Annotated in this window: 15 protein-coding genes and 1 tRNA gene; 9 read left to right on the top strand and 7 right to left on the bottom strand. The window is 68.8% G+C overall.

From position 1 onward, the window contains the following. The 5 genes from G3I17_RS20435 to G3I17_RS20415 all read left to right on the top strand — a co-directional run bounded on the left by G3I17_RS20435 (window position 1) and on the right by G3I17_RS20415 (window position 5613). Window positions 1-1308 carry an alanine racemase gene (locus G3I17_RS20435; RefSeq protein ID WP_164598624.1) on the top strand — a complete coding sequence of 436 codons (1308 nt, stop codon included), beginning with the start codon at window positions 1-3 and terminating at the stop codon, window positions 1306-1308. Further along, window positions 1308-2933 (top strand): D-aminoacylase, encoded by a 1626-nt coding sequence (locus tag G3I17_RS20430; RefSeq protein WP_203590525.1) that lies wholly within the window; start codon window positions 1308-1310, stop codon window positions 2931-2933. The genes G3I17_RS20435 and G3I17_RS20430 overlap by 1 nt, the downstream gene beginning before the upstream one ends. Further along, window positions 2934-3563, top strand: a complete 630-nt coding sequence (locus tag G3I17_RS20425) for a bifunctional 4-hydroxy-2-oxoglutarate aldolase/2-dehydro-3-deoxy-phosphogluconate aldolase (RefSeq protein ID WP_164598622.1) — start codon at window positions 2934-2936, stop codon at window positions 3561-3563. A gap of 58 nt (window positions 3564-3621) precedes the next feature. Further along, a complete protein-coding gene (locus G3I17_RS20420) occupies window positions 3622-5016 on the top strand; it encodes a gluconate:H+ symporter (RefSeq protein WP_164598620.1) in 1395 nt (464 codons plus the stop codon). Window positions 5017-5085: 69 nt separating this feature from the next. Continuing rightward, the gene (locus G3I17_RS20415) at window positions 5086-5613 is read left to right on the top strand and encodes a hypothetical protein (RefSeq protein WP_203590524.1); all 528 of its coding nucleotides are present in this window, start codon (window positions 5086-5088) and stop codon (window positions 5611-5613) included. Here the strand turns inward: G3I17_RS20415 and G3I17_RS20410 are convergent. After that, complete coding sequence (locus G3I17_RS20410) at window positions 5507-6628, bottom strand: hypothetical protein (protein WP_164598618.1); 1122 nt, start codon at window positions 6626-6628, stop codon at window positions 5507-5509. The two genes, G3I17_RS20415 and G3I17_RS20410, sit on opposite strands and share 107 nt — an antisense overlap. A gap of 222 nt (window positions 6629-6850) precedes the next feature. Between G3I17_RS20410 and G3I17_RS20405 the strand changes: the two genes are divergently transcribed. Continuing rightward, window positions 6851-7888, top strand: coding sequence for an alpha-hydroxy acid oxidase (locus G3I17_RS20405; protein WP_164598616.1), 1038 nt, complete (start codon window positions 6851-6853; stop codon window positions 7886-7888). 64 nt (window positions 7889-7952) lie between these two features. Here the strand turns inward: G3I17_RS20405 and rplA are convergent, their stop codons facing one another. From rplA to G3I17_RS20380, 5 genes are all read right to left on the bottom strand, one after another. Further along, window positions 7953-8675 carry a 50S ribosomal protein L1 gene (gene rplA / locus G3I17_RS20400; RefSeq protein ID WP_164598614.1) on the bottom strand — a complete coding sequence of 241 codons (723 nt, stop codon included), beginning with the start codon at window positions 8673-8675 and terminating at the stop codon, window positions 7953-7955. A 108-nt stretch (window positions 8676-8783) separates the two neighbouring features. Next, entirely contained in the window at window positions 8784-9215 is a 432-nt protein-coding gene (gene rplK, locus G3I17_RS20395; RefSeq protein ID WP_020388147.1) for a 50S ribosomal protein L11, read from the bottom strand. A gap of 12 nt (window positions 9216-9227) precedes the next feature. Then, the gene (gene nusG, locus G3I17_RS20390; protein WP_164598612.1) at window positions 9228-10364 is read right to left on the bottom strand and encodes a transcription termination/antitermination protein NusG; all 1137 of its coding nucleotides are present in this window, start codon (window positions 10362-10364) and stop codon (window positions 9228-9230) included. 62 nt (window positions 10365-10426) lie between these two features. After that, window positions 10427-10669 carry a preprotein translocase subunit SecE gene (gene secE, locus G3I17_RS20385; protein ID WP_020388149.1) on the bottom strand — a complete coding sequence of 81 codons (243 nt, stop codon included), beginning with the start codon at window positions 10667-10669 and terminating at the stop codon, window positions 10427-10429. A 55-nt stretch (window positions 10670-10724) separates the two neighbouring features. Further along, window positions 10725-10797: transfer RNA gene (locus tag G3I17_RS20380), tRNA-Trp, on the bottom strand. Window positions 10798-11089: 292 nt separating this feature from the next. Between G3I17_RS20380 and G3I17_RS20375 the strand changes: the two genes are divergently transcribed. From G3I17_RS20375 to G3I17_RS20365, 3 genes are all read left to right on the top strand, one after another. Beyond that, window positions 11090-12283: a pyridoxal phosphate-dependent aminotransferase gene (locus G3I17_RS20375; RefSeq protein WP_164598610.1), complete on the top strand. Its 1194-nt coding sequence runs from the start codon at window positions 11090-11092 to the stop codon at window positions 12281-12283. 64 nt (window positions 12284-12347) lie between these two features. Further along, window positions 12348-13403, top strand: coding sequence for an adenosine deaminase (locus G3I17_RS20370; protein WP_164598608.1), 1056 nt, complete (start codon window positions 12348-12350; stop codon window positions 13401-13403). A 32-nt stretch (window positions 13404-13435) separates the two neighbouring features. Next, on the top strand, window positions 13436-14803 hold the full coding sequence (locus tag G3I17_RS20365) for a TrpB-like pyridoxal phosphate-dependent enzyme (RefSeq protein WP_164598606.1): 1368 nt from the start codon (window positions 13436-13438) through the stop codon (window positions 14801-14803). Here G3I17_RS20365 and G3I17_RS20360 read toward each other — a convergent pair. After that, complete coding sequence (locus G3I17_RS20360) at window positions 14800-15303, bottom strand: hypothetical protein (protein ID WP_164598604.1); 504 nt, start codon at window positions 15301-15303, stop codon at window positions 14800-14802. The genes G3I17_RS20365 and G3I17_RS20360 overlap by 4 nt on opposite strands. Window positions 15304-15426: the final 123 nt, after the last annotated feature.

Below are 15426 nucleotides of genomic sequence, written 5' to 3'. Positions count from 1 at the left end.
ATGTCAGCTCCGTACGATGCCGCCGCCGTCGCAGCCCTGGCCGACCAGCCGGTGAGCTGGCAGGACAAGGCGCTGCCGCCCGCTTTCTGGGGCCGGACCGTCGCCGACGTCCTGGCCGGCAAGCCGCGGCTGTCCGAGCTGCCGACTCCCCTACTCACTCTGTCCGCGCCTGGTCTGCAGCACAACATCGAGACGCTCGCCCGCTGGTGCACCGAGCACGGGGTCCAGCTGGCGCCGCACGGCAAGACCCCGATGGCTCCGGCGCTCTGGGCGAAGCAGCTCGACGCAGGCGCGTGGGGGATCACGCTGGCGAACGTCTTCCAGCTCGGGGTCGCCCGGGCCCATGGGGTGAGCCGGGTGATGGTCGCCAACGCGGTGGTCTCGCCACTGCAGCTCCGCTGGATCGCAGACGAGCTGGCGAGCGACCCTGGGTTCGACGTGATGGTGTGGGCCGATTCGGTGCGCACTGTCGAGATCATGGAGGCCGCGAGATCGGCGTACGTCGACGCGGGCGCGCGGCAGCTCGACGTACTGGTGGAGGTCGGTGGAGCCGGTGGGCGGACAGGTGCCCGTGATGCCGAGACTGCGCTGGCAGTAGCCGCCGCCGTCGTCGCTGCACCGACACTGCGGCTCGCTGGGGTCGCTGGCTACGAAGGGGCGATCGCACACGGCGCAGACGAGGAGGGGCTTGAGCACGTCCGCTCGTACCTCCGGGATCTCGCCGCTGTCCACAGCGCCTTGCAGTACGACGCTGACGTAGTGCCGGTGGTCAGTGCGGGCGGTAGCGCGTACTTCGAGCAGGTGGCGCAGGTACTCGCTCCGCTCGCCCAACAGGGCGCGAGGGTTGTACTGCGGTCCGGCGCCTACATCGCGCATGACGACGGCTACTACCGCAAGATCTCGCCACTGGGCGCCGAGCCTCGTACCGACGGCGACCGGCTGGTGCCGGCTATGCACGGCTGGATCCGGATCACTTCGCAACCCGAAGCGGGGTTGGCGATCTTCGATGCAGGCAAGCGGGATCTGCCCTTCGACGAAGGGCTGCCCGAGCCGCAGCTGCTCCGGCCGCGATCCGCCGACGAGCACGTCCGCGCGGTGGAGGGGATGACCGTGACGAAGATGAACGACCAGCACGGCTTCCTGCGTTTCTCCCCCGATGGCGAGCCGCCGGTGGTGATCGGCGACGAGCTGCGCGTCGGGCTGTCGCATCCCTGTACCGCGTTCGACAAGTGGGGCCTGATCCCCGTCGTCGACGACCCGGACGCCGATGACCCGGTGGTCGTCGACCTGATCCGGACCTTCTTCTGATGATTGACCTCCTGATCACCGGCGCGACCGTGATCGACGGCACCGGTACCGCGGGCTTCCGCGCCGACGTCGCCGTCAACGGCGGGCGAATCGTGGCTGTCGGCAACTACTTGCCCGGCAGCGACGTCCTGCGCGCCGAGCGGACGATCAACGCCGACGGGCTGGTCGTGACGCCCGGTTTCATCGACATGCACGCCCACTCGGACCTGCAGATCCTGGCGAACCCGGACCACACGGCCAAGGTCAGCCAGGGCGTAACGCTCGAGGTGCTCGGCCAGGACGGGCTGTCGTTCGCGCCGATCGACGACGCGACGCGGGTCGCCGTCCGCCGTCAGATCGCGGGCTGGAACGGGGAGCCGGACGACTTCGACTTCTCCTGGTCCACGGTCGCCGGGTATCTCGACCGGCTCGACCAGGGGATCGCCTGCAACGCGGCGTACCTGGTCCCGCAGGGCACGCTGCGGATGATGGTCGTCGGCACCGCGAATCGGCCGGCCACCGCGGCAGAGCTGGAAGAGATGAAGCGGTTGCTGGCCGAGGGGCTGCAGCAAGGCGCGGTGGGGATGAGCAGTGGGCTCACCTACACCCCAGGCATGTTCGCCGACACGGCCGAGCTCGTCGAGCTCTGCAAGGTGGTCGCGGAGTACGGCGGCTACTACAGCCCGCATCAGCGCTCGTACGGAAAAGGCGCGCTGGAGGCGTACGGCGAGATGGTCGAGATCGCCCGGCAGTCCGGGTGCGCGCTGCACCTGACCCACGCGACGATGAACTTCGAGCCGAACAAGGGCCGTGGCGTCGACCTGCTCGCGATGATCGACGAGGCGCTCGCGGACGGCGTCGACATCACCACCGACACCTACCCGTACTTGCCCGGGGCAACGACTTTATCGGCGATCCTGCCGAGCTGGAGCGCGGAGGGCGGCTCGGACGCGCTGATCGCCCGGCTGGCCGATCCGGCCGACCGCGAGCGGATCAGCTACGAGCTGGAGCAGGTCGGCACGGACGGCTGCCACGGCTGCGTGACCGACTGGAACACGATCGAGATCGGCGGCGTGAAGAACCCGGAGCTCGCCGACGCGGTCGGCAAGACTGTCGCGGCGATCGCGACCGGGAGCGGCCGCGCGCCGGCGGACGTGTTCTTCGAGCTGCTGATCCGGGACAACCTCGCGACGACGATCCTGCAGCACGTCGGGCACGAGGAGAACGTGCAGGCGATCATGAAGCACCCGACGCACACGGGTGGTTCGGACGCGATCCTGGTCGGCGGAAAGCCGCATCCGCGGGCGTGGGGGACGTTCCCCCGGTACCTCGCGCACTACGTCCGCGAGCTGGGCGTCCTCGAGCTCGCCGACTGCATCCACCACCTGACCGGCCGTCCCGCGAAGCGGCTTCGGCTGACCGATCGGGGGCTCGTTCGCGAGGGGTACCACGCGGATCTGGTGCTCTTCGACCCCGCCGGGGTGCGCGACACCGCGACCTTCGACAACCCCCGCCAGCAGGCCGAGGGCATCCCCTGGGTGCTCGTCGGCGGTGTCCCCGTCATCGAGGCCGGCCACCGCACCGACGCCCTGCCCGGCCGCGCGATCCGCCGTACTAACCCTGCCGCCCCTGAGGAAGGAAACTAGATGACCACGCTGGACCTGCTCCGCGCCGATCGGGTGCTGAGCGTCGTACGGGCCCCGGCGCTCGACGACGCGCGCGACCTGTGCGCCGCACTCGTTGCCGGCGGCATCCATGTGATCGAGCTGACCTTCACCACCCCCGACCTGCCCAGGCACCTCGAGCGGGCCGCGTCCGGTGATACCGGAGCAGTCGTCGGCGCCGGTACCGTGCAGACGGCCGCGCAAGCTCGCTCGGCCGTTGACGCGGGCGCCGCGTTCCTGGTCACGCCCGGCCAAGGGCCCGAGGCGGCGGCGATCGTGGCCACCGCGCACGACGCCGGGATCCCCATCGTGCTGGGCTCCTTCACCCCGTCCGAGGTGATGACGGCACTGGCCCTCGGCGCCGACGCGGTCAAGATCTTCCCCGCCCACCACCTCGGCCCGAAGTACCTGAAAGACCTCAACGGTCCCTTCCCAGGTGTCCCCCTGGTTCCGTCCGGCGGGGTCAACGCCGGTAACGCCCGGCAGTTCCTGGAGGCCGGCGCGCTCGCGGTCAGCGCCGGTACCGATGTCGTGTCGCCCGCCGACATCACCGCCGCCAACTGGTCCCAGATCACCAGCAACGCGAAGGCCTTCTGCGCCGCATTGAGCTGATCCACCCGCCTTTGTCCCGACCCACCCGGCTTTGTCCCCACCCCCTCGGAGTGTCCCCATGTCCGGAGCCATCGACTGGCTGCACCACGACACGGCAGGCTTGTTGCTGCTGTGTCTGGTGGCCATCGCGCTGCTGTTGTTCCTGATCATCAAGATCAAGCTCGAACCGTTCATCTCGCTGCTGGCGACCGGCCTGTTCCTGGCGCTGGCCGCCGGGCTGAACGTCCGGACCATCGTCGGTACGGCGCTCAAGTCGAGCGACTCCGTCCTGGAGAAGGGCTTCGGCGGCATCCTCGGCCACATCGCGGTGATCATCGGTCTGGGCACCGTTCTCGGCGCGCTGCTGGAGAAGTCCGGTGGCGCCGATGTGCTCAGCCGCCGGCTGCTGAAGCTGTTCGGCCCCAAGGGCACCCCGGTCGCGATGGGCCTGGTCGGCCTGATCTTCGGCATCCCGGTCTTCTTCGACATCGGCATCTTCGTCCTCGCCCCGCTCGTGTACGTCGCGGCGAAGCGCGGCGGCAAGTCGCTCGTGCTCTACGCGCTGCCCGTCCTGGCCGGCCTGTCGATGACGCACGCCTTCCTGCCACCCCACCCCGGCCCGACCGCGGTCGCCGGACTGCTGCACGTCGACATGGGCTGGCTGATCATCATCGGCCTGGCCTGCGGTCTGCCCGCCTTCGCCGTCGCCGGCATCCTCTGGCCGCTCTACATCGCGCCTCGCGTCCCGGTGTCCGTGCCGGACGAGTTCGTCGTCGTCGACGACAACGCCGAGGACAAGCCCGAGCCGTCGCTCGGCCTGGTGATGGCGGTCATCCTGCTGCCGCTGGTACTGATCCTCGGCGCGACCTTCGGCACGCTGATCCTCGACCCGGACCGCGACATTCTCAGCGTCCTCACGTTCCTCGGCAACCCGGCCGTCGCGCTGCTGCTCGCCGTCCTGCTCGCCTACTACCTGCTCGGCGTCCGCCGTGGCATGACGAACGCGGAGTTCAGCGAACTGAGCAGCAACTCGCTGAAGCCCGTCGGCATGATCTTGCTGGTGGTCGGCGCGGGTGCGTTCTTCGGCGCGGTCATCTCGGCCACCGGGGTCGGTGCCGCGCTCGCCAAGAGTCTGTCCAGTGCGGGTCTCCCGATCCTGCTGCTCGCCTACGTCATCTCGTGCGGCCTGCGGATCGCGCAGGGCTCGGCGACCGTCGCGATCGTGACGACCGGCGGCATCGTCGGACCGCTGCTGACCACGGAGGGCTACTCGCAGGCGCACCTCGCGCTGATCGCGGCGGCCATCTGCGCCGGCTCGATCATCCTCAGCCACGTCAACGACGGCGGCTTCTGGATCGTCGCGAAGTACTTCAACATGACCGTCAAGGAGACCCTGCTGACCTGGTCGGTACTGGAAACCATCCTGTCCCTGGTCGGCTTCGGAATGGCCTCCCTGCTCTGGGTGATCATCTAGGACTGGCCGGGCGGTGCCATGACACCAGTGGCGGGAATTCCCTGAGCCCTGGCGGCGCTGTCACTTGTCATGTGGGGAAACGCCATCGACGACCGGCGGCTGGACGGCAAGACCCGTCCACGCCGGTCCGCCGGTGGCGTCGCCGTTTTCGTGGCAGGCGGTGTAGCGGTCGTGTTGTTGCCCTGGGTGCTGATTCTTGCGGTCACCCTGCCGCCGACCTACTCGGCCGACCACTGGCAGCTCGCCTGGATCGGCCTCGACCTGGCCATCGCGGCCACGGCCGGGCTGACCGCCTTCTTGCTCCACCGGCGCGACCCTCGCGCCGCCCTGGCAGCCGTCGCGGCCGGGACCTTGCTGGTCGCCGACGCCTGGTTCGACGTGACGACGGCCGGTCCCGGCCTCGACCACAACCTCGCTCTGGCCCAGGCGCTGATCCTCGAGGCCCCGCTGGCGATCCTCGCGTTCGTGCTCGCCAGCAGGACCCTGGCGGCTATTGCCCGATCAGTTCCGGTACAGGTCCCTCGTGAAGCGCCGAGTAGACCTGGTCGCGCAACCGATTGGCCTCAGCATCGGTCAGTGTCCGGTCGAGCGGCCTGAGCACCAGCCGGACCAGCACGTTGCGCTGACCCGGCTTGAGCTGGAGCCGTTCCCGCGCGGCGGGCGGCAACTCGGCGTACGACGTTTCGCCGCGTACTTCGACCGACTCCGCGGCCTCGGCATCGACGCCCAGGGCCTGGCGGACCCGGTCGCCGAGCACCTCGTCCGATACGTCGGCGTCGGGACCGACCACGACCGACAGGTCACGGCGTACCGCGGGCATCGCGGAGACCGGCTTGTACGGCGAGAGATCCAGCAACTGCCCGGCCACCCGCGGATCCGTTGACCGAAGCAACCGAATGTCCCGAATCCCCTTGCGCAGCATGAGTAGCCGGTCGAGACCAGGACCCATCGCGAGCCCCGTCCAGCTCTCGTCGAGCCCGGCCTTGCGCAGTACGGCGGGGGCCGCGACGCCGCACTCGCCGATCTCGATCCACTGGTCGTCGAGCAGGACGTCGATCTGGCGCCCGTGGATCGTGTACGGATGCACGGCCGGCACGGTGCGGTAGGTCTGGCCCGGCAGGACGGTCTCCACCAGCTTGGCGATCATGGTCTCCAGCTCGGGCTCCCCGAGGGTGACGTTGCGGCTGATCCGCCACAGGTCCAGCTGGTGCGGAGTACCGGTGTGCTGCCAGTCGACGGAGTCGCGCCGGTAGCAGATCCCGGCGCAGATCATCAGTACGTCCGACGCCTCCGAGGCGGCCAGCTCGCGCAGGGCGGGCGGGATCATGGCGGACGTGTGGCTCCGCAGTACCTCCCCCGGCGAGGCGTAGCGGGTGTAGCGCTCCTCGCGAGTCACCGCGCCGGCGGCGTACCCGAGGTTGTCGTAGTTGTCGGCGAGCGAGACGACCGGATGATCTCGCCGGGTCCAGATCTCCGTGTACGGCCAGGCCTGCCCGAGCGCGGCCCGGATCTGGTCGACGATCAGCTGGATCGCATGCGGACCTTGAGCCGGATCGGCCAGGTCGCGCAGGGCGAGGGCAGAGTGCAGTTCTTCGGTGGTGAGTACAGCCATGGGTTATCTCTCCTGTGAGCAGCGGTCCGAGGGAACAGACACCCCGACCAGCCGCGGTCACCTCAGGAGAGAGCGCAGCAGCGACTCACCCCGTCGGCACCATCGCGCCGGCCGGGGCACAAAAATCGCTGCCCATACCTCTCCACGCCCCCAACAATACCGCGCGGAGCGGGAGGCGCGGAGGGCGGGAGGCGGGGGTCGTTGGGTGGAAGGATCGGGGGTATGCGATGGATCGATGGGTTGGAAGCAGCCGCTGGGGAGAAGTTGCCGGAGGCTGTGCATCGGTACTTCCGGCAGGGGGCCGCTGGTGGGATCAGCGTTGGGGAGGCGGTCGCGGCCTGGAGTGAGTATCGCTTTCGGCCGCGTGTGCTGACCGATGTGTCGACGGTCGATCTCACGACGACGGTGCTGGGCGTGCCGGTCGACGTACCGGTGCTCGTGGCGCCGACGACGCTGCAGCGGCAGGCGGATCCCGACGGAGAGCTGGCGATGGCCGCGGGTGTGGGCGCGGCCGGATCGCTGCTCGGAGTCTCCAGCAACGCCGGTACTACGTTCGGCGCGATCGGTGCGGTCGGTACGCCGTGGTGGTTGCAGATCTACGTGGTGCGGAACCGCGACATCACCCTGCGGATGCTGGATGCTGCGGTCGCGGGTGGCGCGCGGGCCGTCGTACTGACCGCCGACACCCCGGTGGTCGGGCGCAAGGAGGACGACGGGCCGTCGGTGTGGGAGGGGCTCCCGCCGGATCATCTGCTGGCCAACCTGGACGACGATGACTACGGCGACGGCGACCTGGACAAGGCCGACGACCTCACCCCGGATGTGATCGGCTGGCTGGCCGAGCGGACCGGCCTTCCCGTTCTGGTGAAGGGCGTGTTGCGCGGCGACGACGCCAAGCGCTGCTCCGACGCGGGTGCCGCCGGGGTGATCGTCTCCAACCACGGCGGCCGCCAACTCGACGGCGCAATCCCCACTGCACAAGCACTTCCGGAGGTAGCAGCCGCTCTCGCGGGTACCACCACCGAGGTCTACGTCGACGGTGGAATCCGCCGCGGGGAACACGTCATGGCAGCACTCGCACTGGGCGCCCGCGCAGTACTGGTCGGGCGCCCAGCGTTGTGGGCCCTGACCGTCGACGGCTCAGCCGGAGTGACCCGCTTGATCACCGACCTCGGCGACGAACTGGAGCACGCCATGCGCCTGGCCGGCGCCCGCACCCTCGCCGACCTCACGCCGGACCTGCTCACCCGGCGCTCGTAGTACGCGAAAAACCCCGGTCCGTGGGACCGGGGTTTTCGGGGTGTGACTGGAAGAAGCGGGAGGCTCAGGCCTCTGCGTTCTCCTCGAGGAGGTTTTTGGTGGCGTTCGGGTCTACCTGGACGCCCGGACCCATCGTCGTCGAGAAGACGGTCTTCTTGATGTAGCGGCCCTTGGAGCTGGAGGGCTTCAGCCGGAGAATCTCCTCCAGTGCGGCGCTGTAGTTCTCCACCAGCTGGGCCTCGTCGAAGGAGACCTTGCCGATGAGGAAGTGCAGGTTCGCGTGCCGGTCGACCCGGAACTCGATCTTGCCGCCCTTGATGTCGTTGACGGCCTTCGTCACATCGGGGGTGACCGTACCGGTCTTCGGGTTCGGCATCAGACCACGCGGTCCGAGCACGCGGCCCAGCCGGCCGACCTTGCCCATCAGGTCGGGGGTCGCGACGACGGCGTCGAAGTCGAGCCAGCCGTCGGTGACCTTCTTGATCAGGTCGTCGTCACCGACGAAGTCGGCGCCGGCGGCCAGTGCGGCCTCGGCCTTCTCACCGGTGGCGAAGACGAGGACCCGTGCCGTCTTGCCGGTGCCGTGCGGAAGGATGACGGTGCCGCGCACCATCTGGTCGGCCTTGCGGGGGTCGACCCCGAGACGCATCGCGACGTCGATGGTCGAGTTGAACTTCTTGCCCGTCGCGCCCTGCTTGGCGAACTTGATCGCCTCGAGCGGGGTGTACAGGTGGTCGAAGTCGATCTTCTCCGCGATCGCGCGGTAGCTCTTGCTGCGTTGTGCCATTTCAGTCTCCTGTTTGCGGACGGTACTCATCGTCCGATGTGGTCTTGATGGGCGAACTGCTCGCCCTTCCACTCCAGCTGGCTCACCGAGGTGAACCGGAAAGAGGTACTACTTCTCGATCGTGACGCCCATCGAGCGTGCGGTGCCCTCGATGATCTTCATCGCGGCGTCGATGTCGCGCGCGTTCAGGTCGGGCATCTTGGTGGTGGCGATCTCGCGGACCTGGTCCTTGGTGATCTTGCCGACCTTGTCCTTCTGCGGGACGGCCGACCCCTTCTGCAGGCCCGCGGCCTTCTTGATCATCTCCGGCGCCGGCGGCGTCTTGGTGATGAACGTGAAGGAGCGGTCTTCGTAGATGGTGATCTCGACCGGCACGACGTTTCCGCGCATGGACTCCGTCTGGGCGTTGTACGCCTTGCAGAACTCCATGATGTTGACGCCGTGCGGACCGAGCGCGGTACCGACCGGCGGAGCCGGGGTCGCGGCGCCGGCCTGGAGCTGCACCTTCACGAGGGCAGCGATCTTCTTCTTGGGAGGCATTGTCTCGGGTCCTTAGACTTTCTGGATCTGGCTGAAGCTGAGTTCCACCGGGGTCTCCCGGCCGAAGATCTCCACCAGCGCCTTGATCCGCTGGGCGTCGGCATTGATCTCCGTGATGGTGGCGTGCAGGGTCGCGAACGGCCCGTCGACGACCATGACCGAGTCGCCCACACCGAAGTCGGCGACCTCGACCTTCTTCTTGGCCGCGGTCTTGGTGGGGGCGGCGCCGGTCTCGGCTGCCGCTGCCTCGGCCGCCGCCACGACGGCCGGGGCGAGCATCTTCTCGACCTCTTCGAGGCTGAGCGGGACGGGCTTCTGGCTGTTCCCGACGAAGCCGGTCACCGACGGCGTGTGCCGCACGGTGGACCAGGACTCGTCCGTCAGGTCCATCCGGACCAGCACGTAGCCGGGAAGCACGGTGCGCTTGACCATCCGGCGCTGCCCGTTCTTGATCTCGGCGACCTCTTCGGTCGGCACGACGATCTCGAAGATGAAGTCTTCCATGTTCAGGGAGTTGATCCGGTTCTCAAGGTTGCCCTTGACCCGGTTCTCCATCCCCGAGTACGTGTGCACCACGTACCAGTCGCCGATCTGGGAGCGCAGCGTGCTGCGCAGCTCCTCCAGCGGGTCGGCCGGCTCGGCCTCTACGTCGACAGCGTCCTCGTCGGCGGAGTCGTCCGTGTCGTCGGCGGACGAGCCGTCCTCATCGGCGTCGGCGGACGAGAAGACGACCGCGTCGACCGCGGGCTCGGCCTCCGTCGTGTCGTCCGGAGCCGTCTCGGCGGTCTCTTCGGCCAGTTCTTCGGCTGCGTCGTCGACGTCGGCGGCGGTGACCACCTCGTCGTCCTCCGCGGCGTCAGCGGCCGCTACTACGACCACCGGCTCGTCGTCAGAGTCGTCCGCGTCGGGAGCGCCGTCCTCGGCCTCGTCGTCGGCGGCGTACTCGCTCTCGGCCGCCACCGGCACCTCGTCGTCGTCACCGACCTCGACCTCGATGTCCGCGAACAGGTCGTCGTCATCGTCGTCATCGTCGGAGTCGTCGAAACCCAAGTCGAGATCGAGGACGTCGTCGGAGTCAGCGGTTACGTCGAACTCGTCCTTCTCCAGGACCTCGTCGTCGCGCTGGTCGGACACGTTGTACTCCGTCATCTGTGCATCGGGTGGTGGAACCGGGTGGGCTCCGGCAGGTGGTTCGGTGCTCGGCTGAGCCGTCAGCCGAAGATCTTGAACATCGCCCAGCCGAACGCGAGGTCGAGCACCGACACGATCGCGATGACGAACACCACGAAGGTCAGGACGACCACGAAGTAGGTGGACAGCTGCTTGCGGGTCGGCCAGACCACCTTGCGGAGCTCGGCGACCACCTGGCGGTAGAAGCGCAGTAGCCGGTTTCCCGACTTGCTCTCCGCAGGCTTACCGGCGCCGGACGGTGCCGGGGTGCGCGTCTCCGTCACGACCTACCTCTTTCGCTAGCGGCGGCCTGGCCGGCGTTGTACCGGACAGGATTTGCAGGGCACGAGGGACTTGAACCCCCAACCTTCGGTTTTGGAGACCGATGCTCTGCCAGTTGAGCTAGTGCCCTCTGCAAAGTTCCAGACGCCGCTGGACCTGATCTCGGGCATGCCGAGTCAGGGCCATCTACGCCCGGACTAGAAGAGTGTACGGGGTCGGGGCCACCTGGTCGAACTGAGCCCCAGGGTGCTCCGGGTCCCCGCCACGGCGGCGAACCTCCGTGGACTTCGGGCCGGACGTCGTACTGCGGGCAGAACCTTACCGTCTTCACGCACGTGCCAACGCCGGGGGGCCCGCCCGAGTTCCGGTCACCAGGCGATCCCCGGATGTGACGGACGGGCGGGCAGTGCCAGGATGGGGTCATGGTCTCCCGCATCTCCGCACGTATCGGTGCAATCAGTGAATCGGCCACCCTCGCTGTCGACGCGAAGGCGAAGGCTCTCAAGGCGGCCGGCCGCCCGGTGATCGGCTTCGGCGCCGGTGAGCCGGACTTCCCGACCCCCGACTACATCGTCGAGGCCGCCGTCGTCGCGGCCCGCGATCCCAAGAACCACCGCTACAGCCCGGCGGGTGGTCTGCCCGAGCTCAAGCAGGCCATCGTCGATAAGACGTTGCGGGATTCGGGGTACGAGATCGAGGCGAGCCAGGTGCTCGTCACCAACGGCGGCAAGCACGCCGTCTACAACACGTTCGCGACGCTGCTCGACCCGGGCGACGAGGTGCTGCTGCCGGCGCCGTACTGGACCACCTACCCGGAGACGATCCAGCTGGCCGGCGGCGTGCCGGTCGAGGTGCTGGCCGACGAGAGCCAGAACTACCTGGTCACCGTCGAGCAGCTCGAGGCGGCCCGGACCGAGAAGACGAAGGCGCTGCTGTTCTGCTCGCCGTCGAACCCGACCGGCGCGGTGGACACCCCGGAGGCGATCGAGGCGATCGGCCGCTGGGCGCTGGAGCACGACATCTGGGTGATCACCGACGAGATCTACGAGCACCTCACCTACGGCGACACCAAGTCGACCTCGCTGCCGGTCGCGGTACCGGAGCTGGCCAACCAGACCGTCGTCCTGAACGGCGTCGCCAAGACCTACGCGATGACCGGCTGGCGGGTCGGCTGGATGATCGGCCCGAAGGACGTCATCAAGGCCGCGACGAACCTGCAGTCGCACCAGACCTCGAACGTCTGCAACGTCGCCCAGCGGGCCGCGATCGCCGCCCTGACCGCCGACCTGAGCGCGGTCGACGAGATGAAGGTGGCCTTCGACCGGCGGCGCAAGCTGATGGTGCAGCTGCTCAACGACATCCCCGGCATCGAGTGCCCGGAGCCGACCGGCGCGTTCTACGCGTACCCGTCGGTCAAGGGCCTGCTCGGCCGGGAGATCAACGGCAAGGTCGCGAACACCTCGGCCGAGCTGGCCGCCATCATCCTGGACGAGGTCGAGGTCGCGGTCGTTCCCGGCGAGGCGTTCGGCGCCCCCGGCTACCTGCGGCTGTCCTACGCCCTGGGCGACGCCGACCTGACCGAGGGCATCGCCCGGATCGCCAAACTGCTCAGCTGACCGGCCCAGCGTCGGCAGGCCGCCCGGATTTCATCGCCGGGCGGTCTGTCGGTAACCTTCTGTAATGACGGATCGGGACCTGCGGCTGCTGCCGAAGACCCACCTGCACCTGCACTTCTCCGGGTCGATGCGGCACCTCACCCTGGTCGAGCTGGCCGACAAGCACGGCGTCCGGCTGCCGGACGCGCTGCGGACCGAGTGGCCGCCGGTGCTCTCGGCCGCCGACGAGCGCGGCTGGTTCCGCTTTCAGCGCCTGTACGACGTCGCCCGCTCCGTATTGCGGACAGAGGACGACGTCCGCCGCCTGGTCCGCGAAGCCGCCGAGGACGACCGCGCCGACGGCTCCCGCTGGCTCGAGATCCAGGTCGACCCTTCGGGGTACGCGAGCCGCTTCCGCGGCATCACCGAGTTCACCGACCTCGTCCTGGACGCCGCCCGCGACGCCTCCGCGAGCACCGGGATCTCGGTCCAGGTCGTGATCGCCGCCAACCGCACCCGGCACCCGCTCGACGCCCGGACCCTCGCCCGGCTCGCCGCGCAGTACGTCGGCCGTGGAGTCGTCGGCTTCGGCCTGTCCAACGACGAGCGACGCGGTACTACGTCCGAGTTCGCCCCGGCGTTCCGGATCGCCCGTCATGCCGGCCTGCTCGCCGCACCCCACGGCGGTGAGCTGTGCGGCCCGGCCACCGTGCGGACGTGCCTCGACGAGCTCGGCGCCGGCCGGATCGGCCACGGCGTCCGCTCTGTCGAAGACCCGGAGCTGCTCAAGCGAGTGGTCGACGCACAGGTCGCCCTGGAGGTCTGCCCGGCCTCCAACGTCTCGCTGGGTGTCTACCAACGAGCCGAGGACGTGCCACTGCGCCAGCTGTACGAGGCGGGCGCGCGGATCGCACTGGGCGCCGACGACCCGCTGCTGTTCGGCTCGCGGCTGGCAGAGCAGTACGAGACGGCCCGCAACGTGCACGGCTTCACCGACCCCGAGCTGGCGGATCTGGCCCGGGCTTCGGTGCTCGCGTCGACCGCGCCGTCCGAAGTACAGAAGAGCCTGCTCGGCGAGATCGACGCATGGCTCGGAGTGCCGGAGACCGCGAGCGCTTCACAGCCTGTACCGACGCACTAGACCCCGATGGCGTCAGGCCTTACTTTGCGTGCATGACGCCGACGAAGATCCTGCTGCCCGAGGATGAGCTGCCGACTCGCTGGTACAACGTGTTGCACGATCTGCCGACTCCCCCGCCGCCGGTGCTGCATCCCGGGACCGGGCAGCCCATCGGGCCGGAGGATCTCGCTCCGCTGTTCCCGATGGACCTGATCCTGCAAGAGGTGTCGCAGGAGCAGTACATCGACATCCCCGGTGAAGTGCTCGACGTCTACCGGCTGTGGCGGCCCAGCCCGCTCTACCGGGCGCACCGGCTGGAGAAGGCGCTCGATACGCCGGCTCGGATCTACTACAAGTACGAGGGTGTCTCGCCGGCCGGCTCGCACAAGCCGAACACCGCAGTACCGCAGGCGTACTACAACGCGAAGTCGGGCGTTCGGAAGCTCACCACGGAGACGGGCGCGGGTCAGTGGGGTACAGCACTCGCGTTCGCCTGCGCGCAGTACGGGCTGGAGTGTGAGGTCTGGCAGGTCCGGGCCTCGTACGACCAGAAGCCGTACCGGCGAACGATGATGGAAGTCTTCGGCGCGACCGTGCACCCGAGCCCGTCCGACCTGACCGAGGCCGGCCGGAAGATCCTCAGCGAGGACCCCGACTCCCCCGGGTCGCTCGGGATCGCGATCAGCGAAGCGGTCGAGATGGCGGTCGCCGATCCGACCGTGCACTACGCACTCGGCAGCGTGCTCAACCACGTGCTGATGCACCAGACGATCATCGGCGAGGAAGCGCTGATGCAGCTCGCGATGGTCGGCGAGACGCCCGACGTGCTGGTCGGCTGCACCGGTGGCGGCTCGAACTTCGGCGGCCTCGCCTTCCCCTTCCTGCGGGAGAAGTGGGCCGGGCGGATGTCGCCCGTCGTCCGCGCGGTCGAGCCGACGGCGTGCCCGACGCTGACGCAGGGCACCTATGCCTACGACTTCGGCGACACGTTGGGGATGACGCCGCTGATGAAGATGCACACGCTCGGGCACGACTTCGTCCCGGACCCGATCCACGCCGGCGGGCTGCGGTACCACGGGATGAGCCCGTTGATCAGCCATCTGTACGAGACCGGCGAGATCGAGGCCATCGCCAAGCCGCAGTCGGAGTGTTTCGCGGCCGGGGTGCTGTTCGCGCGCTCCGAGGGCATCCTGCCGGCGCCCGAGCCGACGCACGCGCTGGCCGCGGCGATCGAGGAAGCCCAACGCTGCAAGGAGTCCGGCGAGGAGAAGGTCATCCTGACGGCACTGTGCGGGCACGGGCATCTGGATCTGGCGGCGTACGACGCCTACTTGTCCGGCGCGATGACCGACCGGGCCTGGGACGACGCTGAGCTGCAGGCCTCTGTTGCGAAGGCACTGGAACGGCTGCCCGCGGTCTAGAAGCGCCGCCACCAGGGTTTGGGCATCTTCGACGGCGCGGTGAGCCAGTCCTCGGGGATCGCCCAGCCCTTGGCGTCGATGGCGTCGAAATACTGCGTCTTCAGGGTGTCCGGCAGCCAGTACGTCGCACTGGTCTGGTCGGCGACCTCGAAGTAGGTGGTGGTCCTGGGCTCACTCCAGACGGCCGCGCGGATGGAGCAGTAGGCGAGCCGGGTGTAGTCCCAGCGGGCCTGCTCGTCGTCGAGGTCGTACTCGCGGTCGGTCGCCGCCCAGAACGGCCGCTTGCGGAGCGGCTCGTTGCGGATGGCATCGATCAGGCCCTGGACGACGACCCGGTCGTCGGTCATCTCGTCGGGCAGCCCGAGCAGATCCGGATCGATGGATACCGAGCCGATCCGCGGCCGGGCGACCTCGAGGAAGGTCTCCAGCAGCGCGAACGCCTCCTCCGCCCGGTCGAACAGCGACAGCTCGGCGCGCAAGGTGGTGATGGCTTCGGGCACGCCCCACCCTAACCAGACCCTCAAGCGGGGCAGGGAATCGGGGCATCTCGGGGCACTGCGGGGCAGTTTGGGGCAGCTGTTGCACAACGGCCCTGACGACCGTCGCGGAGCGTGTCCGGGCAC

Source organism: Streptomyces sp. SID13031 (assembly GCF_010548305.1).
Taxonomy (GTDB): domain Bacteria; phylum Actinomycetota; class Actinomycetes; order Propionibacteriales; family Kribbellaceae; genus Kribbella.
Note: the sequence above shows the minus strand (reverse complement) of the source record. Positions and strands in the feature narration are given on the sequence as shown.